The 22,945-nt window shown below is 69.0% G+C and carries 18 protein-coding genes and 2 tRNA genes; 9 read left to right on the top strand and 11 right to left on the bottom strand.

Annotation, left to right across the window (positions count from 1 at the left end; all coding sequences use genetic code 11):
* Positions 1 to 3: 3 nt before the first annotated feature.
* The 9 genes from ACFOWB_RS15625 to ACFOWB_RS15585 all read right to left on the bottom strand — a co-directional run bounded on the left by ACFOWB_RS15625 (position 4) and on the right by ACFOWB_RS15585 (position 12,109).
* Positions 4 to 804 (bottom strand): tetratricopeptide repeat protein, encoded by an 801-nt coding sequence (locus tag ACFOWB_RS15625; protein WP_261403105.1) that lies wholly within the window; start codon positions 802 to 804, stop codon positions 4 to 6.
* Positions 791 to 2,515: a dihydroxy-acid dehydratase gene (ilvD, locus tag ACFOWB_RS15620; protein ID WP_261403104.1), complete on the bottom strand. Its 1,725-nt coding sequence runs from the start codon at positions 2,513 to 2,515 to the stop codon at positions 791 to 793. Before ilvD ends, ACFOWB_RS15625 begins: the two co-directional genes overlap by 14 nt.
* 301 nt (positions 2,516 to 2,816) lie before the next feature.
* Positions 2,817 to 4,055, bottom strand: coding sequence for a glycosyltransferase (locus ACFOWB_RS15615; protein WP_261403103.1), 1,239 nt, complete (start codon positions 4,053 to 4,055; stop codon positions 2,817 to 2,819).
* Positions 4,056 to 4,184: 129 nt separating this feature from the next.
* Positions 4,185 to 5,747, bottom strand: a complete 1,563-nt coding sequence (locus ACFOWB_RS15610) for a glucan biosynthesis protein (RefSeq protein ID WP_378148164.1) — start codon at positions 5,745 to 5,747, stop codon at positions 4,185 to 4,187.
* Between the two features lie 154 nt (positions 5,748 to 5,901).
* A complete protein-coding gene (locus ACFOWB_RS15605; protein WP_378148162.1) occupies positions 5,902 to 8,607 on the bottom strand; it encodes a valine--tRNA ligase in 2,706 nt (901 codons plus the stop codon).
* Between the two features lie 113 nt (positions 8,608 to 8,720).
* Positions 8,721 to 8,960, bottom strand: a complete 240-nt coding sequence (locus ACFOWB_RS15600; protein ID WP_378148160.1) for a hypothetical protein — start codon at positions 8,958 to 8,960, stop codon at positions 8,721 to 8,723.
* Between the two features lie 37 nt (positions 8,961 to 8,997).
* On the bottom strand, positions 8,998 to 9,255 hold the full coding sequence (locus ACFOWB_RS15595; protein ID WP_261405841.1) for a PopZ family protein: 258 nt from the start codon (positions 9,253 to 9,255) through the stop codon (positions 8,998 to 9,000).
* A 559-nt stretch (positions 9,256 to 9,814) separates the two neighbouring features.
* A complete protein-coding gene (locus ACFOWB_RS15590; protein ID WP_261403101.1) occupies positions 9,815 to 11,299 on the bottom strand; it encodes a TolC family outer membrane protein in 1,485 nt (494 codons plus the stop codon).
* 168 nt (positions 11,300 to 11,467) lie between these two features.
* Positions 11,468 to 12,109, bottom strand: coding sequence for a protein-L-isoaspartate O-methyltransferase family protein (locus tag ACFOWB_RS15585; protein WP_261403100.1), 642 nt, complete (start codon positions 12,107 to 12,109; stop codon positions 11,468 to 11,470).
* Positions 12,110 to 12,324: 215 nt separating this feature from the next.
* Here ACFOWB_RS15585 and ACFOWB_RS15580 point away from each other — a divergent pair.
* The 7 genes from ACFOWB_RS15580 (at position 12,325) to ACFOWB_RS15550 (ending at position 19,259) form a co-directional block, all read left to right on the top strand.
* Positions 12,325 to 12,398 (top strand) — tRNA-Cys (locus ACFOWB_RS15580).
* A 254-nt stretch (positions 12,399 to 12,652) separates the two neighbouring features.
* Positions 12,653 to 12,727 (top strand) — tRNA-Asn (locus tag ACFOWB_RS15575).
* Positions 12,728 to 12,904: 177 nt separating this feature from the next.
* Positions 12,905 to 14,386 carry a cryptochrome/photolyase family protein gene (locus ACFOWB_RS15570; protein WP_261403099.1) on the top strand — a complete coding sequence of 494 codons (1,482 nt, stop codon included), beginning with the start codon at positions 12,905 to 12,907 and terminating at the stop codon, positions 14,384 to 14,386.
* On the top strand, positions 14,386 to 15,699 hold the full coding sequence (locus ACFOWB_RS15565) for an NAD(P)/FAD-dependent oxidoreductase (RefSeq protein WP_378148157.1): 1,314 nt from the start codon (positions 14,386 to 14,388) through the stop codon (positions 15,697 to 15,699). Before ACFOWB_RS15570 ends, ACFOWB_RS15565 begins: the two co-directional genes overlap by 1 nt.
* Positions 15,696 to 16,544 carry a DUF1365 domain-containing protein gene (locus ACFOWB_RS15560; protein ID WP_378148155.1) on the top strand — a complete coding sequence of 283 codons (849 nt, stop codon included), beginning with the start codon at positions 15,696 to 15,698 and terminating at the stop codon, positions 16,542 to 16,544. The genes ACFOWB_RS15565 and ACFOWB_RS15560 overlap by 4 nt, the downstream gene beginning before the upstream one ends.
* Positions 16,541 to 17,785 carry a class I SAM-dependent methyltransferase gene (locus tag ACFOWB_RS15555; RefSeq protein ID WP_378148153.1) on the top strand — a complete coding sequence of 415 codons (1,245 nt, stop codon included), beginning with the start codon at positions 16,541 to 16,543 and terminating at the stop codon, positions 17,783 to 17,785. The genes ACFOWB_RS15560 and ACFOWB_RS15555 overlap by 4 nt, the downstream gene beginning before the upstream one ends.
* A gap of 145 nt (positions 17,786 to 17,930) precedes the next feature.
* A complete protein-coding gene (locus ACFOWB_RS15550) occupies positions 17,931 to 19,259 on the top strand; it encodes an MFS transporter (protein WP_378148151.1) in 1,329 nt (442 codons plus the stop codon).
* 10 nt (positions 19,260 to 19,269) lie between these two features.
* Here ACFOWB_RS15550 and ACFOWB_RS15545 read toward each other — a convergent pair whose 3' ends face one another.
* Together ACFOWB_RS15545 and ACFOWB_RS15540 are read right to left on the bottom strand one after the other, a co-directional pair.
* Entirely contained in the window at positions 19,270 to 20,058 is a 789-nt protein-coding gene (locus ACFOWB_RS15545) for an SDR family NAD(P)-dependent oxidoreductase (protein WP_261403097.1), read from the bottom strand.
* Entirely contained in the window at positions 20,055 to 20,726 is a 672-nt protein-coding gene (locus ACFOWB_RS15540) for a ChrR family anti-sigma-E factor (protein ID WP_378148148.1), read from the bottom strand. Before ACFOWB_RS15540 ends, ACFOWB_RS15545 begins: the two co-directional genes overlap by 4 nt.
* A gap of 203 nt (positions 20,727 to 20,929) precedes the next feature.
* On the opposite strand from ACFOWB_RS15540, the gene ACFOWB_RS15535 reads away from it, so the two are divergent.
* Together ACFOWB_RS15535 and sseA are read left to right on the top strand one after the other, a co-directional pair.
* Entirely contained in the window at positions 20,930 to 21,967 is a 1,038-nt protein-coding gene (locus ACFOWB_RS15535) for a cysteine synthase A (RefSeq protein WP_378148146.1), read from the top strand.
* Positions 21,964 to 22,806, top strand: coding sequence for a 3-mercaptopyruvate sulfurtransferase (gene sseA / locus ACFOWB_RS15530; RefSeq protein WP_261403095.1), 843 nt, complete (start codon positions 21,964 to 21,966; stop codon positions 22,804 to 22,806). The genes ACFOWB_RS15535 and sseA overlap by 4 nt, the downstream gene beginning before the upstream one ends.
* Positions 22,807 to 22,945: the final 139 nt, after the last annotated feature.

The following is a 22,945-nucleotide window of genomic DNA, read 5'->3' as shown; positions in this document are numbered from 1 at the left end:
AAGTCAGTCCCTGTCCTTGCTCCAGGCCTCGACATAGTCGGCGGCCTTGGTCTGCTCTTCGGGCGTCGCGGCCGCCGCGGCTTCGGCGTAGAGGTCGCGGATCCACTTGTCGCCCGAACCCGCGGCGGAATTGGCGAGCGTCAGCCACATCAGCCCGCGGGCCGACTGCTTCGGGATGTCGATCCCGTTGAACAGCATGTGGCCGAGCACGGCCTGCGCCTCGCGCTGGCCCTTGTTGGCCGCAAGGCCGAGCCACCGCGCGCCCTGACGGGCGTCCTTGGGCCCGCCGCCGTCGAGATACATCCGGGCGAGATTGTACTGCGCGTCCGGATCGCCGAAGTACGACGCGGCGTAGGAGAACATCTCCTTGGCGCGCGCCTGGTCTGCGCGGATCGGGCTGCCGGGAACGCCCTCGAGATAATAGTTCCCGAGAGCCACGAAGGCGTTGGCGACGAAGCGGGCCTGCACCGTGTCCGGCGCGTCGTCGGCGTGGGCGTTGGCGATCTGGCTGAAATAGTCGAACGCCTTGACGTCGTCCTTCTCGACGCCGTCGCCCTCGGCGTACATCCGGCCGAGCTTCCACTGGGCCATGGCGTGCCCGCGCTTGGCGGCGTCGAGCAGCGAATTGACCGCGCTCGCCTTGTCGCCCGCGATGTAGGCGCGGGCGCCGGCCCGGAACGCCTGATAGGGCGACTCCTGGTCCTTCTTCGAGGTCGTGCCCTCGAAGGCGAAGGCGACGCTGGCGAGGGTGAGCCCCGCCAGCGTGACCACCGCGAAGGCTCCGAGACGATCAGACGTCCGCATAGGTGCGCTGCTCGCCCTTGCCGCCGGGATGGGTGACGGCGCCGTAGCGGGCCGGACCGACCCCTTGCGCGAATTTCCAGATGGCGCCCGAGCCGAAGCCGTGGTCGCGCGGCGTCCAGTCCTTTGCGCGGGCGGCGAACTCCTCCTCGCTCACCGCGGCCTCGATCACGCCTTCGACGGCGTCGATCGTGATCATGTCGCCGTCCTTCAGGAGGGCGATCGGGCCGCCGACCGCCGCCTCCGGCCCGACATGGCCGATGCAGAAGCCGCGCGTCGCGCCCGAGAAGCGCCCGTCGGTGATGAGCGCGACCTTGTCGCCCGCGCCCTGCCCGTAGAGCGCGGCGGTGGTCGCGAGCATCTCGCGCATGCCGGGTCCGCCGCGCGGGCCCTCGTAGCGGATGACCAGGACTTCGCCGTCCTTGTAGTCGCGCTTCTGGACCGCCGCGAAGCACTCCTCCTCATTGTCGAAGCAGCGCGCCGGACCGGTGAACTTCAGGTTCTTGAGCCCCGCGACCTTCACGATCGCGCCGTCCGGGGCGAGGTTGCCCTTGAGACCGACGACGCCGCCGGTCCGGGTGATGGGCTTGTCGGCCGGATAGACGACGTCCTGATCCGGGTTCCAGCGCACCTTCTCGAGGTTCTCGGCGATGGTGCGGCCGGTGACGGTCAGGCAGTCGCCGTGCAGGAAGCCGTGGTCGAGCAGCGTCTTCATCAGCAGCGGGATGCCGCCGACCTCGAACATGTCCTTGGCGACGTATTTTCCGCCCGGCTTCAGGTCGGCGATGTAGGGCGTGCGCTTGAAGATCTCGGCGACGTCGAACAGGTCGAACTCGATGCCGCACTCATGGGCGATGGCCGGCAGGTGCAGCGCGGCGTTGGTCGAGCCGCCGGAAGCGGCGACGACCGTCGCGGCGTTTTCGAGCGCCTTGCGGGTGACGATGTCGCGCGGGCGGATGTTGCGGGCGATCAGCTCCATGATCTGCTCGCCGGCGGCGGCGCAGAACTTGTCGCGGAGCTCGTAAGGCGCGGGCGCGCCGGCCGAGTAGGGCAGCGCGAGGCCGATCGCCTCGGAGACGGTCGCCATGGTGTTGGCGGTGAACTGCGCGCCGCAGGCGCCGGCCGAGGGGCACGCGACCTGCTCGATCTCGTCGAGGTCCTCGTCGGACATCTCGCCGACCGAGTGCTTGCCGACCGCCTCGAACATGTCCTGCACGGTGACCTGCTGGCCGCGGAAGGTGCCGGGCAGGATCGAGCCGCCATAGATGAAGATCGACGGCACGTTGAGGCGCACCATCGCCATCATCATGCCGGGCAGCGACTTGTCGCAGCCGGCGAGGCCGACCAGCGCGTCGTAGCAGTGGCCGCGCATGGTGAGCTCGACAGAGTCGGCGATGACCTCGCGCGAGGCCAGCGAGGACTTCATGCCCTCGTGGCCCATGGCGATGCCGTCGGTGACCGTGATGGTGCAAAATTCACGGGGCGTGCCGTTGGCGGAGGCGACGCCCTTCTTCACCGCCTGCGCCTGGCGCATCAGCGAGATGTTGCAGGGCGCGGCCTCGTTCCAGCACGAGGCGACGCCGACCAGCGGCTGGTGGATCTGGGACTTGGTCAGCCCCATGGCGTAGAGATACGAGCGGTGCGGCGCGCGCGCCGGCCCTTCCGTCACATGACGGCTCGGAAGTTTCGTCTTGTCGAAGACCTTGGCGTCCATCCGCTTACGCACCCCTCGGAGGCGAACCGCCTCCATGACGGACGTTCCGGCGGACGCTTGGGCGAGCCGCCTCCGACCCCCCGGTCGACAGACGCCCAGACACGTTCGCAACCCGCTGACTTCGGAACGTCCCCGGCCCCCCGGCCGGCGTTAACCAAACTCGCGTTTTCTTTCAGCGGGTTACAGACGTTCTAGCCTCTCCTTTGTGGCGTAATGGCGGCGATTTGGTCGCAGTCTGAGGCGGAACGCGCTCCATTCCGAGGCTGTTGCGTTTGCGCCACTGGCCTTTCGGGGCGGGAAGTCAACCGGCCGCGGCGCCGCTCACGAGCTGGTCGAACAGCGACATCTGCTTTGGAAGACAAACGCTTGCAAGGTCGTAGCGCGAGACCGCGAAGTCGCGCGCAGCGCGGCGCATGGGCCCGAGCGTTTCGCGGTCCTGCAATGTCCGGCAAACGGCCTCGGCCAGCCCCGCGACGTCGAAGAAATCGAACAGGCGCCCGGTCACGCCGTCCTCCACCGCCTCGCGAACGGGCGCGGTGCCCGAGGCCACGATCGGCGCGCCGGCCGCCATCGCCTCGAGCAGCGACCACGACAGGACGAAGGGATAGGTCAGATAGACATGGGCGGTCGACACCTGGAGCATGGCGAGGAAATCGGGCTTCGGGATCTGGCCGAGGAAATGGACGCGGCTCATGTCGAGCCGGTCGCGCACCTCGTCGAGGAAGATGTCCTTCCAGCTCTTACCGTCCGGCGCCTTGCGCCCGTAGGAGACGCCGTCGCCGCCCACGATTAGGGCCTGGGCCTCCGGCCGCCGCCTGAGAATCTCCGGCAAAGCGCGCATGAAGACGTGATAGCCGCGATAGGGCTCGAGCTGGCGGTTGACGAAGGTGATCACCTCGTCGCGCGGACGCAGCTCCCGGCCGTCGGGAAGGCGGAAGCGGGCGTTCGCCTTCGGGGCGGCGGCGCGGGTGTCGATCCCGTCATGGGCGACCGCGATGCGGTCCCACAGGAAGCGGGGGTGCTGGCTCTTCTGCCATTCGGTCGGCGACAGGCCGAGATCGGCGGCCGCAAGCGCCGTCAGCATTCCGGCGTTCTTTGCCCGGATGCGCAGCGCCGTGCGCAGCCCCTGCTCCGGAAACTCGGGGTCGAAACCGACGTCGGCGCCCGACGCGTTGTAGAAAAACTCGCAGAAGGCGACGTGCCTTGCGTTCGGGAAGAGGTCGCGGGCGAACAGGGTCTCGCCCCAGCCCGTATGGCCGACGACGAGCGCGGGATCGCAGCCCATCTCCTTCTTCAGCCTCTGCATGGCGCCGGCGGCGAGCTCGCCGCGGATGACGTCTGAATTGAAGCGCTCGCCGAGCGGATGCCCGCCGCTCGGCGGCTTCTCGGGGATGCGGTAGGCGGCGAGCCCGACATGGGGCCGCGGCCGCGCGGTCGGACCGCCGACGCCGAACACCCTCACCCCCGGACGCCGCGCGAAGGCCTGCGCGGCGTGCACGAACTGGCCGGGGAAGTTGTTGTGAACGAACAGGACGTCCAAACGGCCCCTCCCCGCATCGCCCGCAGTCCGCAAGGACTCGCTACGCGCTCCGCGCGACCGGTATCCCGCCTTCGCCGTCCGGCCGCCATCGGACTTCGGTAGCGTGCCGCGCAGCTTGGACCGCCAACCTCAGCCCTCGCGCTTCCACGGAAACACCCAGGTTTCGGTGAGCGCCTTGTCTCCGACCTTCAGCACCGCGCGCAGCTGCGCCTCCTGGCCGGGCTGCTCGATGCGATGGTCGAGGAACAGGCGGAAGCCGCCGATCTCGCGGTTCGGGACCACATAGGCGGCCTCGATCTTGCCGAGGCTCGCGCCGGTGTCAGTGACGACGCGCTTCGGCTCGTCGAGCCAGTAGTCGAGCTCGCCGCCCTCGAAGTCCACGATGAAGCGGCGGACGTCCTGCGGGCCGGCGTTGGGATCGCCGGATGCGCGCGCTTCAGTGACGAAGGTGTGGATCGCCCTCGCCTTCGGCGTGAGTCGCTCGGCGAGCTTCAGCGAGCGGATCTTGTAGGAATAGCGCAGCGTCTCGCCGGCCTTCGGCGCAGCGTCCGGCGTCCAGTAGGCGACGACGTTGTCGAAGGTCTCGTTGTCGGTCGGCAGCTCCAGGAGCCTGACGCTCCCGGCGCCCCAGTCGCCCTCGCGCTCGATCCAGTAGCTCGGGCGCAGGTCGTAGCGGACCTCGAGATCCTGATAGTGTTCGAACAGCCGGTCGCGCTGCAGCAGGCCGAAGGCCTGGACGGCGGGCTCGGGATAGACCGAATTCTGCAGCGCCTTCGGGTTCGTCAGCGGCCGCCAGGTCCACTCGCCGACGCTGGTCCGGATGAGCAGGCCGTCGGAGTCATGCACCTCGGGGCGGAAGCCGCGATAATGCTCGCGGTCGTTCTCGCCATAGAAGAACATCGAGGTCAGCGGCGCGACGCCGAGCTTCGGCAAGTCGACGCGCGGGAACAGCGTGGAGCCCACCGCGACCGTGCTCTCCTCGCCCGGCCGGATCACCATGCGATAGGCGCCGGTGAGCGAGTGCCCGTCGAGCAGGGCGTGCACCACGATCTCGCTCGCGCCCGCCTGCGGCTCCTCCACCCAGAGCTCGCGGAAATCCGGAAACTCCTCCGGGGTCTGCTCGCCGGTGTTGACGCCGATTCCCCGCGCCGAGATGCCGTAATGCTGGCCTGCCCCGAGGAAGCGGAAATAGCTCGCGCCGAGGAAGACGGCAAGTTCGTCCATCACGCTTGGCTTGTTGAGCGGGAACAGGATGCGGATCCCGGCGAAGCCGAAGTCGATCGGCATGCGGCCGGGGATCTTGGTCGGCCCGAAATCGAAGAACGACGGATCGTAGGGGATCGGGGCCGGATTGCCCTCGCGCACGAGGTTCACGGTCACCGGGTTCTTGTAGAGGAAGCCGCGATGGAACAGCTCCATGCGGAACCCGCTTTTCGAACCGCCGAAATGCGCTCGGTCGCGCTTGAAGCGAACCGCGCGGAAGTCGTCGAAGGACAGCTTGTCGAGCGCCTCGGGGAGCTTCGCGTCAGGGGCCGCATAGGGCTGGAGCGAGAGCTGCCGCGCCTTCTCGATGACGACGCCGTGGTCGAACACTTTGCGCCCTCCCGCCGCCGCCTGCTCCTGCGCATGGGCGTTGATCGGCGCGAGCGCCCCCGCGCCGATCAACGCCATCGTGTCCCGCCGGGTGAGCATGTTTCTGAACTCCGCTACGCCCTCAATACGCGGAGATAGCGCGCGGGGCCGGGATGTTGATGCGGCGGGTTCGCGCAATCGGGGCGCAGGTGCGCGCTTCGAGACGCGGCCTCACGGCCGTCTCGAAGCACGCAGTTCGGCTTAGCTCGGCCGGTCAGTCGCCGAGCTGCTTCAGCGCCGCCTCGATCTTGGCGAGGCGCTCCTGATAGCCGGCGCGTTTCTCGCGCTCGCCCTCGACGACCTCCTCGGGCGCGCGGGCGACGAAGCTCTCGTTGGAGAGCTTGCCGTCGATGCGCCGGATCTCGCCGATCGCCTTGTCGCGCTCCTTCGAGAGCCGGTCCTTTTCGGCCGCGATGTCGACGACGCCTTCCAGCGGAACCGCCACCACCTCGCCGCGGATGATGAGCTGAATCGCGCCCTTGGGCGCGGCGTCCGCGAAGGAGACGCCCGAAACGCGCGCGATGCGGGCGAGCGTCGGCGCGGAGCGCTCGGCCCTGCCCTTCGTCGTCGCGTCGCCGCCCACGACCACGAGCGGCAGCGTCGCGCCGGCCGGCACGCCCATCTCGGCGCGGGCCGAGCGCAGCTCGGTCACGAGCTCGACCAGCCAGCCGATCTCGGCTTCGGCCTCGGCGTCGCCGAGCCCCTCAAGCGCCGGCCAGCCGGACAGCATCAGCAGACCGTCGCGGCCGGCGTCCGCCGCGCGCGCGGCCCAGAGCTCCTCGGTCACGAACGGCATGAAGGGGTGCAGCAGCTTCAACGACTGGTCGAGCACGAAGGCGAGCGTCGCGCGGGTCTCCACCGCCTCGCCGGTCTCGACCTCGGTCTGCAGCACGGGCTTGGCGAGCTCGACATACCAGTCGCAGACCACGTTCCACACGAAGCGATAGACCGAAGCCGCGGCCTCGTTGAAGCGATAGGCCTCCAGCGCCGCCGTCGTCTCGGCGGTCGCCTTCGCCGCCTCGCCGAGGATCCAGCGGTTGAGCGTCGCCTTGACGGTCTTGGCGTCGAAATCCGAGACCGGCGCCGAGCCGTTCATTTCGGCGAAGCGCGAGGCGTTCCAGAGCTTGGTCGCGAAGTTGCGGTAGCCCTCGACACGGCTCGTCGCGAGCTTGATGTCGCGCCCCTGCGCGGCCATCGCGGCCAGAGTGAAGCGCAGCGCGTCGGCGCCGTAAGCGTCGACGAGGTCGATCGGGTCAATGACGTTGCCCTTCGACTTCGACATCTTCGCGCCCTTCTCGTCGCGGACGAGGGCGTGGATGTAGACGTCGGCGAAGGGCGCGGTCCCGGTCACGTAGAGCCCCATCATCATCATCCGAGCGACCCAGAAGAAGATGATGTCGAAGCCGGTGACCAGCACCGAGGTCGGGTAATACTTTGCGAGCTCCGGCGTCTCGTCCGGCCAGCCCATGGTCGAGAACGGCCAGAGCGCCGACGAGAACCACGTGTCGAGCACGTCCTCATCGCGGGTCAACGCGGTTCTCGAGCCGTAATGCTTCTCGGCGGCGGCCAACGCCGCCTCCTCGGTCTCCTCGACGAAGATCGCGCCGTCCGGCCCGAACCAGGCCGGGATCTGGTGGCCCCACCACAGCTGGCGCGACACGCACCAGGGCTGGATGTTCTCCATCCACTCGAAATAGGTCTTGGACCAGTTCTCGGGGGTGAACTTGGTGCGTCCGTCGCGCACCGCCGCCATCGCCTCGACGGCGAGCGTCTTGGCGTCGACGTACCACTGATCGGTGAGGAACGGCTCGATCACGACGCCCGAGCGGTCGCCATGCGGCACCTGATGGACATGCGGCTCGGCCTCGAGCATCAGCTCGCGCTCTTCGAGCAGCGCCAGCACTTGCTTGCGGGCCTCGGCGCGGTCGATCCCCTGCATGGCCAGAACGAGATCGAGATCCGCAGACGCCGCGACGCCCGCGAGGAACGCCTCGTTGCCCGCGACCGCGAGCCGCCCTTCTGCGTCGAGGATGTTGATGAGCGGAAGGCCGTGGCGCTTGCCGACTTCGAAATCGTTGAAGTCATGCGCCGGGGTGATCTTGACCGCGCCGGTGCCTTTCTCCGGATCGGAGTACTCGTCGGCGACGATCGGAATGAGGCGGCCGACGAGCGGCAGCACGACGTTCTTGCCGACGAGATGCCTGTAGCGCTCGTCTTCGGGATGCACCGCGACGGCGGCGTCGCCGAGCATCGTCTCGGGCCGCGTGGTGGCGACCGTGATCGACTCGTCCGTGCCCTCGATCGGATATTTCAGGTGCCAGAGATGCCCCTTGGTCTCGATCGACTGGACCTCGATGTCCGAGATCGCGGTCTGGAGCTTGGGGTCCCAGTTCACCAGGCGCTTGTCGCGATAGATCAGCCCGTCGCGGTGCAGCCGCACGAACAGCTTGACGACCGCGCGGGACAGGCCCTCGTCCATGGTGAAGCGCTCGCGCGACCAGTCGGCCGAGGCGCCGAGCCGCTTCAGCTGGCTGAAGATCCGCCCGCCCGATTCCGCCTTCCACTCCCAGACGCGCTCGACGAACTTGTCGCGGCCCATGTCGCGGCGACCGGGCTCCTGACGCTCCATCAGCTGGCGCTCGACGACCATCTGCGTCGCGATGCCGGCATGGTCCATGCCCGGCTGCCACAGCACGTCGCGCCCGCGCATCCGCTCGAAGCGCGCCAGCACGTCCTGCAGCGTGTTGTTGAGCGCATGCCCCATGTGGAGCGAGCCGGTGACGTTCGGCGGCGGAATGACGATCGAATAGGGCGCGGCGCCGGGCTTTGAGCCCGCCCCGGCCTTGAAGGCCCCGGCCTCGTCCCAGCGGGAAGCGATCCGGGCCTCGATGTCGGCCGGCGAGTAGGTTTTTTCGAGCATCGTCTTCGCGATTACCGCCGCGCCCGAGGGTCGCGGCTCAAGGTTCCGATCGGGGAGCCGTTGAAGCGAAGCGCGCTCCGGGCGTCAAGGCCGCGACGCGTTGACCAGGCGTCTCACTGCTTGCGCTTGGCCGAACGCCGCTTGAGCGCGGCCTTCGCGCCCTTGGCGGCGGCGTCGAGCTGGCGGCGCAACTCCTCCACCGCGCGGTCGACCTCGGCCTCGCTCCGAAGGTCGAAGCTGATGAGGCGGTCGAGCTCGCCGCCGATCCGCACGCAGCGGTCGAGGCAGAGATAAACGACGTCGTTGCGCCGGGGATCGACCTTGTGGCCGAAATAAAGGGCTTCGTCCTTCATGACCCGCAGCTCCTCATGCGCACCGCCGGGAAAGGCGCTATCGCCCGCCCCTCGCCACCCGTTCGATCTCCTGACGGACGAGCCGCTCCACGAGCGGGGGCAGGTTGTCGTCGAGCCAGGCCTTCAGCATCGGGCGCAGCATCTCGCGCACGATGTCGTCGAGCGTGCGCGCGGAGCCCGCGAGCACCGTGTTGGCGAGGCTGCCGAAGGCGGCCTGCACCGACTCGTCCGTCCGGGGAGAAAGCAGCCGGTCGGTCTCGGCCGCGATCCGTTCGCGCAGCGCCGGAGCGGACATGGGCGCGGGAGCAGGCTCCGGTCGGGGCGGCGGCGGCGGCGCGACGGGCTCCTCCACCAGGTCTTCGGTGAGCTCGAGCACCTCGAGATCATCCTCGAGGTCGATCGGCGGCGGCGGCGCGGGCGGCGCCTTCGCTTCCGTCGGCGCGGCGTCCATCGCGGCGAACATCGCGTCGATGTCGTCCTGCCCGAGATCGGCGGCGGCCGGCTCGGGATCGGCGGCGGGCGCCGGCTTCGGAGCTTCCATGGGCTTCACGGCTTCGGCCTCGACGGGCTTCGACGACGGACGCGCGGCGCCGGGCTCGTCGTCGGAGATGATCCGGCGAATCGACGCCAGGATCTCCTCCATCGTGGGCTCGTGAGCCTTCGCCGGGCTGCTCATACGCTCTCCGCTCGGTTCATGGAGCCGCCCGAAGCGCCGCCGGCCACAAGCCTCCGGCGGAGCTCACGAATCGCTTCGGGACGCCGACCCCACATCCGCGTCGAGTATTGCATCGGAGCGCGTCAGAACAAGCGCCCGGACCCCGTCGCCCACAGCTGAGGCGAGCGGTTGGGCCGCCTTAGCGGCCGTCCGGCGTCCGCAGGCCGATCCACTTGTCGCGGACCTGCTCGTAATGGACGTTCGGGTCGTACTTGGCCACCGCCAGACCGAGCTTGGCGGCGGTGAGCCAGCCGACCGACGACATCAACGCATAGGAGGCGACGACCCGATCGTGCTGCGCCTGGATCAGGGTCACGCGCGAGTCGAGCACGAGCTGCTGAGCGTTGAGCACGTCGAGCGTGGTGCGCTGGCCGACCTTGGCCTCCTCGCGCACGCCGTTCAGCGCCACCTGGTTGGCCTCGATCTGGGCCTGGGCGGAGGAGATCTGCGCGGTCGTCGATTCGACGTTGCCCCAGGCCGAAACCACGGCCTGCCGCACTTGGTCGCGCGAGATGTCGGCCTCGAGGCGACGCTGCCCGGCCGTCTCCTTGGCCTGGCGGACGGACGAATATTCCGAGCCGCCCTGATAGATCGGGATGGTGAGTCGGCCGACGAGCGACCCGACGGTCGTGCGGCCGGGCTGCTGCAGGCTGTCGTCCCAGCGGCGGGAGAAGGCCGCCTCGACGCCGAGCTGCGGCAGCAGCGCGCCCTCGAGCACGCGGATCTGGAGCGTGGCGGCGTCGACGCCGTGGAAGGCGGCGAGAATCGCCGGATGCTGGGCCTGGCTCAGATTGATGGCGGAGCCGAGCGACTTCGGCAGCAGCTTGTCGATCGACTTCGCAGCGCGGGGGCGACCGATGTCCTCGCCGACGATCTGGCGATAGGTCGCGCGGCTGGTGTTGAGATTGGCCTCGGCCTGGCTGACCGCGGTGCGCGCGCCTTCCACGGCCGCTTCGGCCTGCGCGGTGTCGGTGCGCGTCACTTCGCCGACGTTGAAGCGCTCGCGCGCGGCGCGGAGCTCTTCCTGCAGCACGTCGACGTTGTTCTTGCGGACGTCGAGGATCGCGTAGTCGCGCAGCACGTCCATATAGGCCTGGGCGGCGTCGAACAGCACGTTCTGCTCGGAGTTCCGGAGCTGCTCACGGGCGCCGAGAATGTTCGATTCGGCGGTGCGGACCCGGTTGTAGGTCTGCTGGCCGTCGTAGATCGTCTGCTGGCCTTGAATGCCGACGCCGCGAGGGTAGGCGGTGCCCTTGGTCGGCGAGGAGCCTAGTTCCGAGAGCAACCCGCCGATCTGCGCGCGCTGGCGGCGGTTGAAAGCGCTGAGGTCCGGGATTGCGCCGCTGCCGCTGTCGTCGAGCTTGGTGCTGCTGCGTTGAACCCCGACGTCGCCGGTGGCGTTGATGATCGGCCGGTAGCCGGACAGCGCCTGCGGAACCTGCTCGTCGGTCGCGCGCACCGAAGCGCGCTGCGAGTTCAGCGTGGGATTCGCCAGATAGGCGCGCGACAGCGCCTGTTCGAGCGTCTGCGCCTGCGCGCTCGTATTCGCCAGCAGGCATGCGAACCCGAACGCGGCGGCGGCATAGAAATCCCCGCGGCGACGGACCTTAACGCTCGTCGACATTCAACTCACCGGATTGCGACCTCTCCCCGCCGGATTTTTCCGTGCGGTTCAGGTCCATGACGCGTCCCGGGGAGCAGCCTATCGTTCCGCGTCAGCGGGCGAAACGGCCGCTTTCGCATTGGCAAAAAGTAGCGGCCGGGTGGCGCAAAGCAGCCACACTGGCATGTCTCAAAACGCGAAGGCCTCGACCGGGCCAAAGCCCGGCAGCGTCGCGCCGGCAGCGTCGAAAAACGTCGCCGCCGCCAGGCCTTGGTCGGAACGCCGGAACACCGTGGCCCGCGTGGTGCGGCCCTGGCCGGCCGGCGCCACGAGCCGTCCACGGGGGGTAAGCTGCGCGCCCAGGCGATCCGCGCCGGTCACGATCGCGCCATCGCAGAAGATCAGGTCGTAGGGCCCGGCCTGCGGCGCGCCGTCGGCCAGCCGCCCCTCCACCACGTCGACCCCGACAAGGCGTTCGCGGGCGCCGCGCGCAAGGTCGGCCTCTTCTTCGAGCGCGACCACGTCGAGGCCGAGCGCCGCGAGCACTGCGGCGGTGTAGCCGAGCCCGCAGCCGACGACGAGCGCCCGCTCCCCCTCGACCGGAGCGGCGAGCTGAACCAATCGCGCGAGAATCATCGGTTCGAGCATGGCGCGCCCCGTCGGCCCGAGCGGGACGCGCGCGTCGAGATAGGCGAGGCCCTTGCGGGCTTCAGGCACGAAGGATTCGCGCGGCACGGACAGGAAGGCGCCGATCACGCGGTGGTCAGTGACGTCGGCGGTGCGGATCTGCCCGTCCACCATGCCGAGCCGCAGGCGCTCGAAATCCGTCATCGTCATCGTCCCTTCGGCCGCAGGACCCGCGGCGAGGACCGCAGGCGCTCGTTCGATCTTTTGCGGCAGCGCGCCGGCGCTTTCAAGCGGGCGCGACGCGCGCGCGCAAGCCTTGCGCTGCGTGTTGCGGGCGGGCGGCCCCTCCGCTATGGAGAGCGTCCCTTCCGCGAACGCCGATTTCTGAAGGTCGTATGACCTTCGAGACCAGCACACGGGGCCACGTGGCGGAATGGTTACGCAGAGGACTGCAAATCCTTGTATCCCGGTTCGATTCCGGGCGTGGCCTCCACCTCTTCTCCTATCAGCCGTCGAGATCGATCCGCCGGACAGACTGGCAGGCCGTCAGCGACTCGTGCGCGGCGGGCGCCCGCCGCGCGTCAAAACGCCATCCCTTGGAAACTCACCGAGAAGCGCGGGGAACTGTCGCCTCTGCGTTCCCCAAAGTTTCACCATGGCACCGCAAAGCGGCGAAACGGGCTGGCGCCGTCCGATTCCGTCTGCTATAGCGCCGCCCCTCGGGATGTGACGACGACGTCCGCCCGTTCCTCGGTAGCTCAGCGGTAGAGCCCTCGACTGTTAATCGAGTTGTCGCAGGTTCGAATCCTGCCCGAGGAGCCAGTTTCAAAAAGGGGTCGGCGCGCCGCGTCGGCCCCTTTTTCGTTGGCGACGTCACCTCCGATTCCCCGGACGCCGGCCAAGCGTGTCGATCACAGCGCGCCTGCTCATGATCCGGACCCCGACCTCCGTCGTAATGCCAACCGCGCGGCGGTCCGGAACGTCCGCGAGCGGAGCCCCATGGCCGATCGAACATCGTCGAGGAAAGACCAGCCGTCGGGCGCGCTCGTCTGGCTGCGCGAAGACCTGAGACTTGCGGACAATCCCGCTCTCGCGGCCGCGATCAAGGCCGGCGGTCCGGTCACCGCGCTCTACGTCCACGACGAGGAGACGGCGGCGATGCGTCCGCTCGGCGGCGCCTCGCGCTGGTGGCTCGCAAGATCGCTGAAGAGCCTCGCCAAGGACTGCGAGGCGATCGGCCTCCCCTTCGCGGTGCGCTGCGGCAAGACCGAGGAGGTGATCCGCGAGGCGGTCGACGAGGCCGGGGTCGGTTCGGCGTTCTGGAACCGGCGCTATTTCGAGGCCGGCGTGAAGATCGACGAGCGCCTGAAGTCGGCGCTGCGCGACGACGGGTTCGAGGCCGAAAGCTTCAACGGCCGCCTGCTCAACGAGCCTTGGGAGGTGAAGTCCAAGGCGGGAGAGCCGCTCAAGGTCTACACGCCCTACTGGCGCGCGGCCCAGGCGCGCGGGGGGCCGCGCCCGCCGCTGCCGAAGCCCACGAAAGCCAAGATCGAGGCCGGCAAGGCGCTCAAGGGCGTCAAGATCGACGACCTCGGCCTAGAACCCTCGAAACCCGACTGGGCCGGCGGACTGCGCGGGTCATGGACGCCCGGCGAGGCCGGAGCGCGCAAGGAGCTCCAGCGGTTTCTCGACGACAGCCTCAAGGGCTATGCGAGCGATCGGGACCGCCCCGACCGCGTCGGCACGTCTCGGCTCTCGCCGCATCTGTGTTTTGGCGAGGTCAGCCCCTTCCAGCTCTGGCACTCGGTCGAGCAGGCGCGCAGCGAAGGTCCGGCGAGCCCGAAGGACGTCGACACGTTTCGCGCCGAGCTCGGCTGGCGCGAGTTCAACCACCACATCCTGTTCTACAATCCGAAGCTTGCGACCGAGAATTTCCAGAAGCGCTACGACGAGTTCCCCTGGGGCGAACCGGACGCCGCGCATCGCAAGGCCTGGACGAAGGGCCTGACCGGCTACCCGATCGTCGACGCCGGCATGCGCCAGCTCTGGACCACCGGCTGGATGCACAACCGGGTGCGAATGATCACGGCCTCGTTCCTGATCAAGCATCTGATGATCCATTGGCGCGACGGCGAGGAATGGTTCTGGGACACGCTGGTCGACGCCGACCACGCCAACAATCCCGCCAACTGGCAGTGGGTCGCGGGCTCCGGCGCCGACGCCGCGCCCTATTTCCGCGTGTTCAATCCGACGACCCAGGGCGAGAAGTTCGATCCGAAGGGCGACTACGTCCGCGCCTTCGTGCCGGAGCTCTCGGAGATGCCCGCAAAGTGGATCCACACGCCGTGGGAAGCCCCCGACGACGTGCTCGCCAAAGCGGGCGTCACGCTGGGCCAGACCTATCCGAAGCCGATCGTCGACCACGCGAAGGCGCGCGGCCGCGCCCTCGCGGCGTTCGACAAGCTGAAGTCGAGGAGTTGATGAGCGTGGACATCGCCGAGGGACGCCGTCGGGTCGCGATCGTGGGAGCCGGCGTCGCCGGCAACGCCGCGGCATGGGCGCTCGACGGACTCCACGACGTCGTCCTCTATGAGAAGGAGCCGCGGCTCGGCGGACATTCGCACACGGTCGACATCGACTATGACGGCCGCGCGATCGCGGTCGACACCGGATTCATCGTCTACAACGAACTCAATTATCCGAACCTGACCTCGCTCTTCGCCGAGCTCGGCGTCGCGACCAAGGCGAGCGAGATGAGCTTCGGCCTGTCGCTCGACGGCGGGGCGTTCGAGTGGTCCGGCAAGACGCTCGGCACCCTGTTCGCGCAGCGCCGCAACATGGTCGCGTTGTCCTACCTGTGGATGCTGCGCGAGGTCCTGCGCTTCAACAAGCTGTGCCGCGCCGACCGCGCAGCCGGCCTGCTCTCCGGCCTCAGCCTCGGGGCCTGGCTCGACCGCCACGGTCTCTCCCGGCGGTTTCGCGACGACTACCTGATCCCGATGGCGGCCGCGATCTGGTCGACGCCTGCGATCCACGTGCTCGACTTTCCGGCCGAGAGCTTCATCGCCTTCTTCGACAACCACAAGCTCATCGACATGAACCGGCCGATCTGGCGAACCGTGGAGGGCGGCAGCAGATCTTACGTCGAGGCCATCTCCCGACACGGCGGCGAGATCCGCCGCGCGACGCCGGTGGTCTCGATCGAGCGCGACAGGAGCGGCGTCACGATCGTCGACGCGGCTGGCGGGCAGGACCGATTCGACGCCGTGATCGTCGCGGCCCACACCGACGAGGCGCTCGAGATCCTCGCCCAGCCGACGCCCGCCGAACGCGCGACGCTCGGCGCCATCACCTACCGCCCGAACGACGTGGTGCTGCATCGCGACGAGCGGCTGATGCCGAAGCGCAAGGCGGTCTGGTCCGCCTGGAACTATCTCGGCTCCCGCCGCGACCCGGAGGCGGCCGGCCGGGACGTCGCGGTGACCTATTGGATGAACGCGCTCCAGGGCCTTGACCCCGACCGCCCGCTGTTCATCACCCTGAACCCGCCTTTCGAGCCGGATCCCGCGAAGGTGTTCCGGCGGTTCAGCTACGCTCATCCGCAATACGACAAGAGCGCGCTCGCCGCGCAGCGGAGCCTCCCGGCCATACAGGGGCTGAACCGCACCTGGTTCTGCGGGGCCTGGGCCGGCAACGGGTTCCACGAGGACGGGCTCGTTTCGGGGCTGACGGTCGCCGAGAGCTTAGGGGCCTTCGCCCCGTGGCGGCGCCCTGACGCGCAGGCGGCCGAGTGAGCGGCCAGGCGTCCTTTCCACCGCCCGCCGCCGCGGCCTCGCTATATGTCGGCCCGGTGATGCACGCCCGGCTGAAGCCGAAGCCGCATCGTTTCGTCTATGACGTCTTCTCGCTGCTGATCGATCTCGACCGGCTGGAGCAGGCCGGCCGCGCCTCGCGGCTGTTCTCGGTCGGACGCCGCAATCTCCTCAGCTTCCATGAGGGCGACCACGGCGTCGGAAAGGGGCCGCTCAGCGACCAGATCCGCGCGGTCCTCGCCCGCGCCGGGGTCGAGATTGACGGCGGCCGCGTGCTTCTGCTCTGCTACCCGCGCATTCTCGGCTACGTCTTCAATCCGCTCGCGACCTACTGGTGTTACGGCGCGGACGGGGCGCTGAAGGCCGTCGTCTACGAGGTCACCAACACGTTCCATGAGCGCCACGCCTATGTGGCGCCCGTCCGCCCGGGCGAGCTGACGCCCGCGGGGCTGCGCCAGACGCGGGACAAGCTGATGTATGTCTCGCCCTTTCTCGACATGGGCATGAGCTATGCGTTCCGCTTGCGCCCGCCGGGCGAAAACGTGCGGCTGCGCATTCTTGAAAGCGACGCCGAAGGGCCGATTCTCTCAGCGACTTTCGCAGGCGAACGACGCGATCTGACGAGCCGCTCGCTCGCCGGCCTGCTCGTGAGGACGCCGCTGATGACCCTCAAGGTGACGGCCGCCATCCATTTCGAGGCGCTGCGGCTCTGGCTGAAGGGGATCGCCCTCGCCGACCATCCGAAGGCGCCGGCCGAGAAAACGAGCCTCGACGCGCCGGGACCAATCCGCCGCGCGCATGGACGCCTTCCGGAGGCAGCCGAATGACGGCGATCGACCTGCCCTCCCCGTCCCTGCGCGTGACCACCGAGTCCGTCGCCGCCGCTACGAAGGGGCTGCCGCTCGAGGTGAAGCTCGCGCTTCAGGTGGCGGCCCGGCTGAAGATCGGCGCGCTGACGGTCGTGTTGCCCGACGGGCGCAGTCTGGAGTTTCGCGGCGACGCTCCCGGCCCAGAGGCGACGCTGATCGTCAACCACCACCGCTTCGCCCGGCGCATCCTCCGGGACGGCGACATCGGCGTCGCGGACGGGTTTCTCACCGGCGACTGGACAAGCCCGGACCTCGCCAAGTTCCTCGAGCTGTTCTGCGTCAACGCCGACCACGTCAACGCCTATCTGCAGGCCAAGCCGCTCTACGGCCTGCTCCAGAACATCGGGCGCTGGATGAAGCGGAACACGAAGAAGGGCTCCAGGCGCAACATCGAGGCGCATTACGACCTCGGCAACGCCTTCTACGAGCAGTGGCTCGACCCCTCGATGACCTACTCCTCGGCGTTGTTCGAGGGCGAGGAGCGAGACCTCGGGAGAGGCCAGCGCCGCAAATACGCCGCGCTCGCCGAAGCCGCCGGCATGCGGACCGGCGACCACGTCTTGGAGATCGGCTGCGGCTGGGGGGGCTTCGCGGAGTTCGCGGCCAAGGAGGTCGGCGCGAAGGTGACAGGCCTCACCATCAGCCCCGCGCAGCTCGAATTCGCCCGCAGGCGCGTGTTCGAGGCCGGGCTCGCCGAACGCGTGACGTTCAAACTTCAGGACTATCGCGACGAGCGCGGATCCTACGACCGCATCGCCTCGATCGAGATGTTCGAGGCGGTGGGCGAACAGTGGTGGCCGGCGTTCTTCGGCCAGATCCGCGACCGGCTGAAGCCCGGGGGCGCAGCGGGCGTCCAGGTCATCACCATCCAGGACCGCTTCTTCGAGTCTTACCGGCGCGAGACCGACTTCATCCAGCGCTACGTCTTTCCGGGGGGCATGCTGCCCTCGCCGTCCGCGCTCCGGAAAGCTGCGGCCGGCGCGGGACTGGGCATCGCCGGCGAGCGCGTCTTCGGCCTCGACTACGCGGAGACTCTCGGCCTCTGGCGCGAGAGGTTCCGGGCGGCCTGGCCGACCATCCAGCCGCTCGGCTTCGACGAACGCTTCCGGCGTCTCTGGGAGTACTACCTCGCCTACTGCGAAGGCGGATTTCGCTCCGGCAACATCGACGTCCGGCAGGTCGTGTTCGCGCGAGCGTGAGCGGACGAGATCGAACAGCCGCCGCCCTCGTGTCCCGGCCGCAGAGCCGAGATCCAGATGCGCTACGGGCTGTGCGTAGAGCGCAAGCGGGAAGCGTCGTGCGTTTGAATTCCGGCTTAGCGCCTGGACGAGAAGTGGTGCGCCCGTGACGGGCCGCCGCGACCTCTCCTTGCTTGCGCTGGCGGCCTATGCGCTCCCGGCGATCCCGTTCGCGGTGCTGACGCTGCCGCTCTACATCGTGGTCCCGGCCTATTACGCCGAAGATCTCGGCCTGCCGCTCGCCGTCGTCGGACAGGCGCTGCTCGCGGTGCGCGTCGTCGACGCCCTCGCCGATCCGGCGGTCGGGCTGCTGGCCGACCGCTGGCGGCCGGCCTTCGGGCGACGGCGCCTGTGGTTCGCCGGCGCGGCTGTCCCCACCGCGATCGCCGCCTGGATGATCTTCTCGCCGCCCGACGGCGCCGGCGCCCTGCATCTCCTGTTCTGGGGCTCGGCGCTTTCGATCGCCTGGACCGCAGCGCTGGTCCCCTACTCGGCCTGGGGCGCGGAGCTCTCCACGACCTACGCCGGCCGCAGCCGCATCGCCGCCTGGCGCGAGACCGCCGCTCTCGTCGGCACGCTCGTCGCGCTGTCCCTGCAGGCGATCGCGCCGGCGGTCGCAGGCGGCGGCCAGAGCGCGGTGCTCGGTTCCTACGCCATCCTCGTCGGGATCGGCCTGCCGATCCTCACCCTCGTCGCCGTCGCCCTGACGCCAGAGCCTGAGGACCGCAGCCGAGCCCGCCTGAACATCGGCGAAGGCCTCAGGGCGATGCGCGCCAACGCCGCGTTCCTGCGGCTGCTCGCCGCCTTCTTCGTCAACGGCCTCGCCAACGGCCTGCCCGCGACCCTCTTCCTGTTCTTCGTCGCCGAGCGGCTCGGCGCCAAGGATCTCGCGGGACCATTCCTCGTCGCCTACTTCGCCGCTGGAATCGCGGGCGTGCCCTTGTGGCTCGCGCTTGCGCGGCGAACGTCGAAGCATCGAGCCTGGTGCTGGGCCATGCTGCTCGCCTGCGCCGTGTTCCTGTTCGCGCCGTTTCTCGGCCCCGGCGACGTGGCGGCGTTCGGCGCGATCTGCGTGCTGTCGGGTCTCGGGGTCGGGGCCGACCTCGTGTTGCCGCCGGCGATCCAGGCTGACGCGATCGACGTGGACACGGCGACCTCGGGAGACCAGCGCTCCGGTCTTTACCTCGCCGCCTGGGGCCTCGCCACCAAGCTCGCGCTCGCCGCCGCCGTCGGGATCGCGTTTCCCGTCCTGGCGCTCGCCGGCTTCGACCCGGCGGCGGGCGAGAGGTCGCCGGCCGGCCTCGAAACGCTCGCCTGGCTCTATGGCGGCCTGCCCGTGGCGCTGAAGCTCCTCGCCGTCGCGCTGATGTGGCGCTTTCCGCTCGACGAGGCCTCCCAGAACGAGCTCGCGCGAAAGATCGCCGCCGCGCGCTGAAGCCGGACCGTCAGCGTCGCTTGTCCCAGCCGGTCGCCTTCGCGACGAGCCGGAAATACAGCGGATAGGGCAGCAATCTCAGCGCCTTCAGCACATAGGTGAAGCGCTTGGGGAAGGTGATCTCGAACCCCTCCCCCAACCCGCGCACGATGCGCCTCGCCGCCTCGTCGACCTGCATGAGCGCCGGCATCGCGAACGCGTTCTTTTTCGTCGCCGGCGTGTCGACGAAGCCGGGATTGGCCACCTGGATGCCGACCCCGAGCTTGTCGAGATCGAACTTCAGCCCCTCCGCGAGGTTGATCAGCGCCGCCTTCGTCGCGCCGTAGGCCGCCGAGCTCGGCAGCCCGCCATAGCCCGTGACCGAAGCGACGATCACCACGTTTCCGGACCGCCGCGCCGTCATTCCCGGCAGAGCCGCCGCGAGGCACCCGACCGTTCCGCCGAGATTGACGTCGAAGGTTTTCCGGAACGCGCCGAGGTCGAAAGGTTCGGCCTTCACCGGGATGAACAGCCCGGCGTTGAGCACAGCGAGGTCGATCGCGCCGAGGCTCGCTTCGATCTCGGCCACGATCGACGCCATCGCCTCGGCGTCCGTCACGTCGCCGGGAAAGGCCGCCACGACGCCGCCGCGGCCGAGCGCCTCGGCCGCGAGCTCGGCGAGCGCGTCGGAGCGGCGCGCGGTCGCCGCCACCTTGACGCCCGAGGCCGCAAGTTCGAGCGCGACGGCGCGGCCGATTCCGGAGCTCGCGCCCGTCACCCAGGCGACGCGCACGCCCTTGACGACGATCTCGCCGCTCATCGGCCGAACATCTTCTGCAGGAGCCGACCGACCGGTCCCGTGAGGCGCAACGGTCCCTCGGTCACCGCGAAGCAGACGCAGGGCTCGTCGCGATCGGCCACCGGCCGGTGATCGATGGAGCCGTCGGCGACCGCGATGTCGCCGCGCGTGAAATGTCCGATCTCGTCGGTGAACGCGCCCTTGAGAACCAACGTCGCCTCCATGGCCGAATGGGTGTGCCTGGGCGCCCCCCGTCCGGGCGCGATCTTCAGCAGCGAGGCTTTCGTCGTCCCGTCGGCGAACACGACATGCTCCAGAACGCCTGCCGCCGCGAACCGCCAGGGCGCCTGCGCGAGACTCATCCCGATCAGCCGGTCGAGCGGCTCGGGAACGTCCGGATCGAATTTTTCGGGCTTCGGCCGGCCGTACCAGCCGCCCGCATAGATCGCTCCCAACACGGCGTCGCGCGCGGCCGGCTCATAGGGGCGGTGCTCGATCTGCTCGATCTCCTCGCCGATCTGCGCCTCCATGGCGCGGACGACGTCCCGGTGCTCGCCCGACAGGATGAGATGCGACTCCACCAACGCGTGGAGGTGAGGCCCCAGCGCGCCGGCCACATAGCCGGCGAGCAGGGCGTCGACCGGCCGTGGCGTCTCGGACGGCGTCAGGCCTGTGGGCGGTTCGAGCACGAGCAGTCCTTAAGGCGAGGCCCCGGCCTCGAGCCGGATGCGGTCGCCACATGCGCCGTCCCCCGGACACGACTTACGCCACGCCTGCAACCTCGGATCAATACGCCCTCGCATGCGCGTCGCGCTTCCCAAGGCGCGCGCCGGCGCCTAGATTGCGCGGCTCCAAAACCCGTCCCGATCCCTCTTCTTCCGGATAATCGCCCATGCAGATCCGCAGCGGTCTTGTCGACGCCATCGGCCGGACGCCGCTCATCCGGCTCGCGCGCGCCTCGGAGGCCACCGGCTGCGAAATCCTCGGCAAGGCGGAGTTCATGAATCCGGGCCAGTCGGTGAAGGATCGCGCCGCGCTCTGGATCATCGAGGACGCGGTGAAGCGGGGCGAGCTGAAGCCCGGCGGCGTCATCGTCGAGGGCACGGCTGGCAACACGGGCATCGGCCTTGCGCTGGTGGCCAACGCGCTCGGCTATCGCACCGTCATCGTCATTCCCGAGACCCAGTCGGAGGAGAAGAAGGCGATGCTGCGCCTCGCCGGCGCCGAGCTCGTCGAGGTTCCGGCCGTCCCCTACAAGGATCCGAACAACTACGTGAAACTGTCGGGCCGCCTCGCCGAGGAGCTCGCGAAAACCGAGCCCGCAGGCGCGATCTGGGCCAACCAGTTCGACAATGTCGCGAACCGGCAGGCGCACATCGATTCGACCGGCCCGGAGATCTGGGACGATCTCGAAGGCAAGGTCGACGGCTTCGTCTGCGCGGTCGGCACGGGCGGCACGCTTGCGGGCTGCGCCATGGCGCTCAAGGAACGCAATCCGGCGATCAAGGTCGCGATCGCCGATCCGCCCGGCGCCGCGCTCTACAGCTACTACACGAGCGGCGAACTGAAGGCGGAAGGCTCGTCCATCACCGAAGGCATCGGGCAAGGGCGCATCACCGCGAACCTCGAGGGCCTTACGGTCGACCACGCCTACCAGATTCCCGATTCCGAATCGGTCCAGGTGGTCTTCGACCTGCTCGAACATGAAGGGCTTTGCCTCGGCGGTTCGTCGGGCGTCAACGTGGCCGGCGCGATCCGGCTGGCGAAGGATCTCGGGCCCGGCCACACCATCGTGACCATCCTCTGCGACTACGGCACGCGCTATCAGTCGAAGCTGTTCGACCCGGCGTTCCTGCGCTCGAAGGAGCTGCCCGTTCCGGGCTGGCTGGAGCGCGCCCCCAAGGTCGATCTCGCCAAGGTGACGCAGTGAGCAATCCCTATCTCGTCTCGACGGACTGGCTCGCCGACCGACTCGGCGACCCGACCCTGATCCCGGTCGACGGCTCCTGGCACCTGCCGGACGCCAAGCGCGACGGACGGGCAGAGTTTCTCGAGCGACACATCCCGGGCGCGGCGTTCTTCGACGTCGACGCGATTTCTGATCCGAGTTCGGGCCTGCCGCACATGCTGCCCTCCCCGCAGGCCTTCGCGGACGCGGTGGGCGGCCTCGGCGTCGGCGGCGGCGCGACCATCGTGGTCTACGACGCGAGCGGCCTGTTCTCCGCGCCTCGGGTCTGGTGGTCGTTCAGGACGATGGGCGTCGAGACCGTCTACGTGCTCGACGGCGGTCTCCCGAAGTGGCTCGCCGAGGGCCGCCCGACCGAGACCGGCCCCTCGGCCCGCAAGCCCGAGACGTTCAAGGCGCGTTTCGACGCCTCCGCGGTGAAATCGGCCGACGAGGTCGCGGCCGCGCTCGATGCTTGTTCGGGCCAGGTGGTCGATGCCCGATCGGGTCCACGCTTCCGCGGCGAGGCCGCCGAACCGCGGCCGGGCCTCGCATCCGGCCACATGCCGGGGGCCCTGAACCTGCCGTTCTCCGAGCTCGTCGCAAACGGCCGGCTCAAGGACGACGAGGAACTGCGCGCCGCCTTCGAGGCGGCCGGCGTCGACGTCGCGCAGCCGATCGTCACGACCTGCGGCTCGGGCGTGACGGCGGCCGTGCTGGCCTTCGCGCTCGAAGGCCTCGGCAAGTCCGCCGACGGCCTCTACGACGGCTCCTGGGCGGAATGGGGCGCGGGCGGACGACCCGTGGCGACGGGCCGCGCATAGCGTCTGAAAGCGTTCAAAACTGCGTTCTTTGCAACGCGATGTTGCATCGCCGATACTGTCATGACTTGGTCATCTGCGGTACCTTTTGACAGGTAACCGACAGCCTCCGTTCGACCCGCGGACGGCGGCCTTGATCCAA

The sequence above is a fragment of the Chenggangzhangella methanolivorans genome (genome assembly GCF_042648545.1).
Taxonomy (GTDB): domain Bacteria; phylum Pseudomonadota; class Alphaproteobacteria; order Rhizobiales; family Methylopilaceae; genus Methylopila; species Methylopila methanolivorans.
The sequence above is the reverse complement of the archived record's forward strand: the minus strand, read 5'-3'. Positions and strand labels throughout refer to the sequence as shown.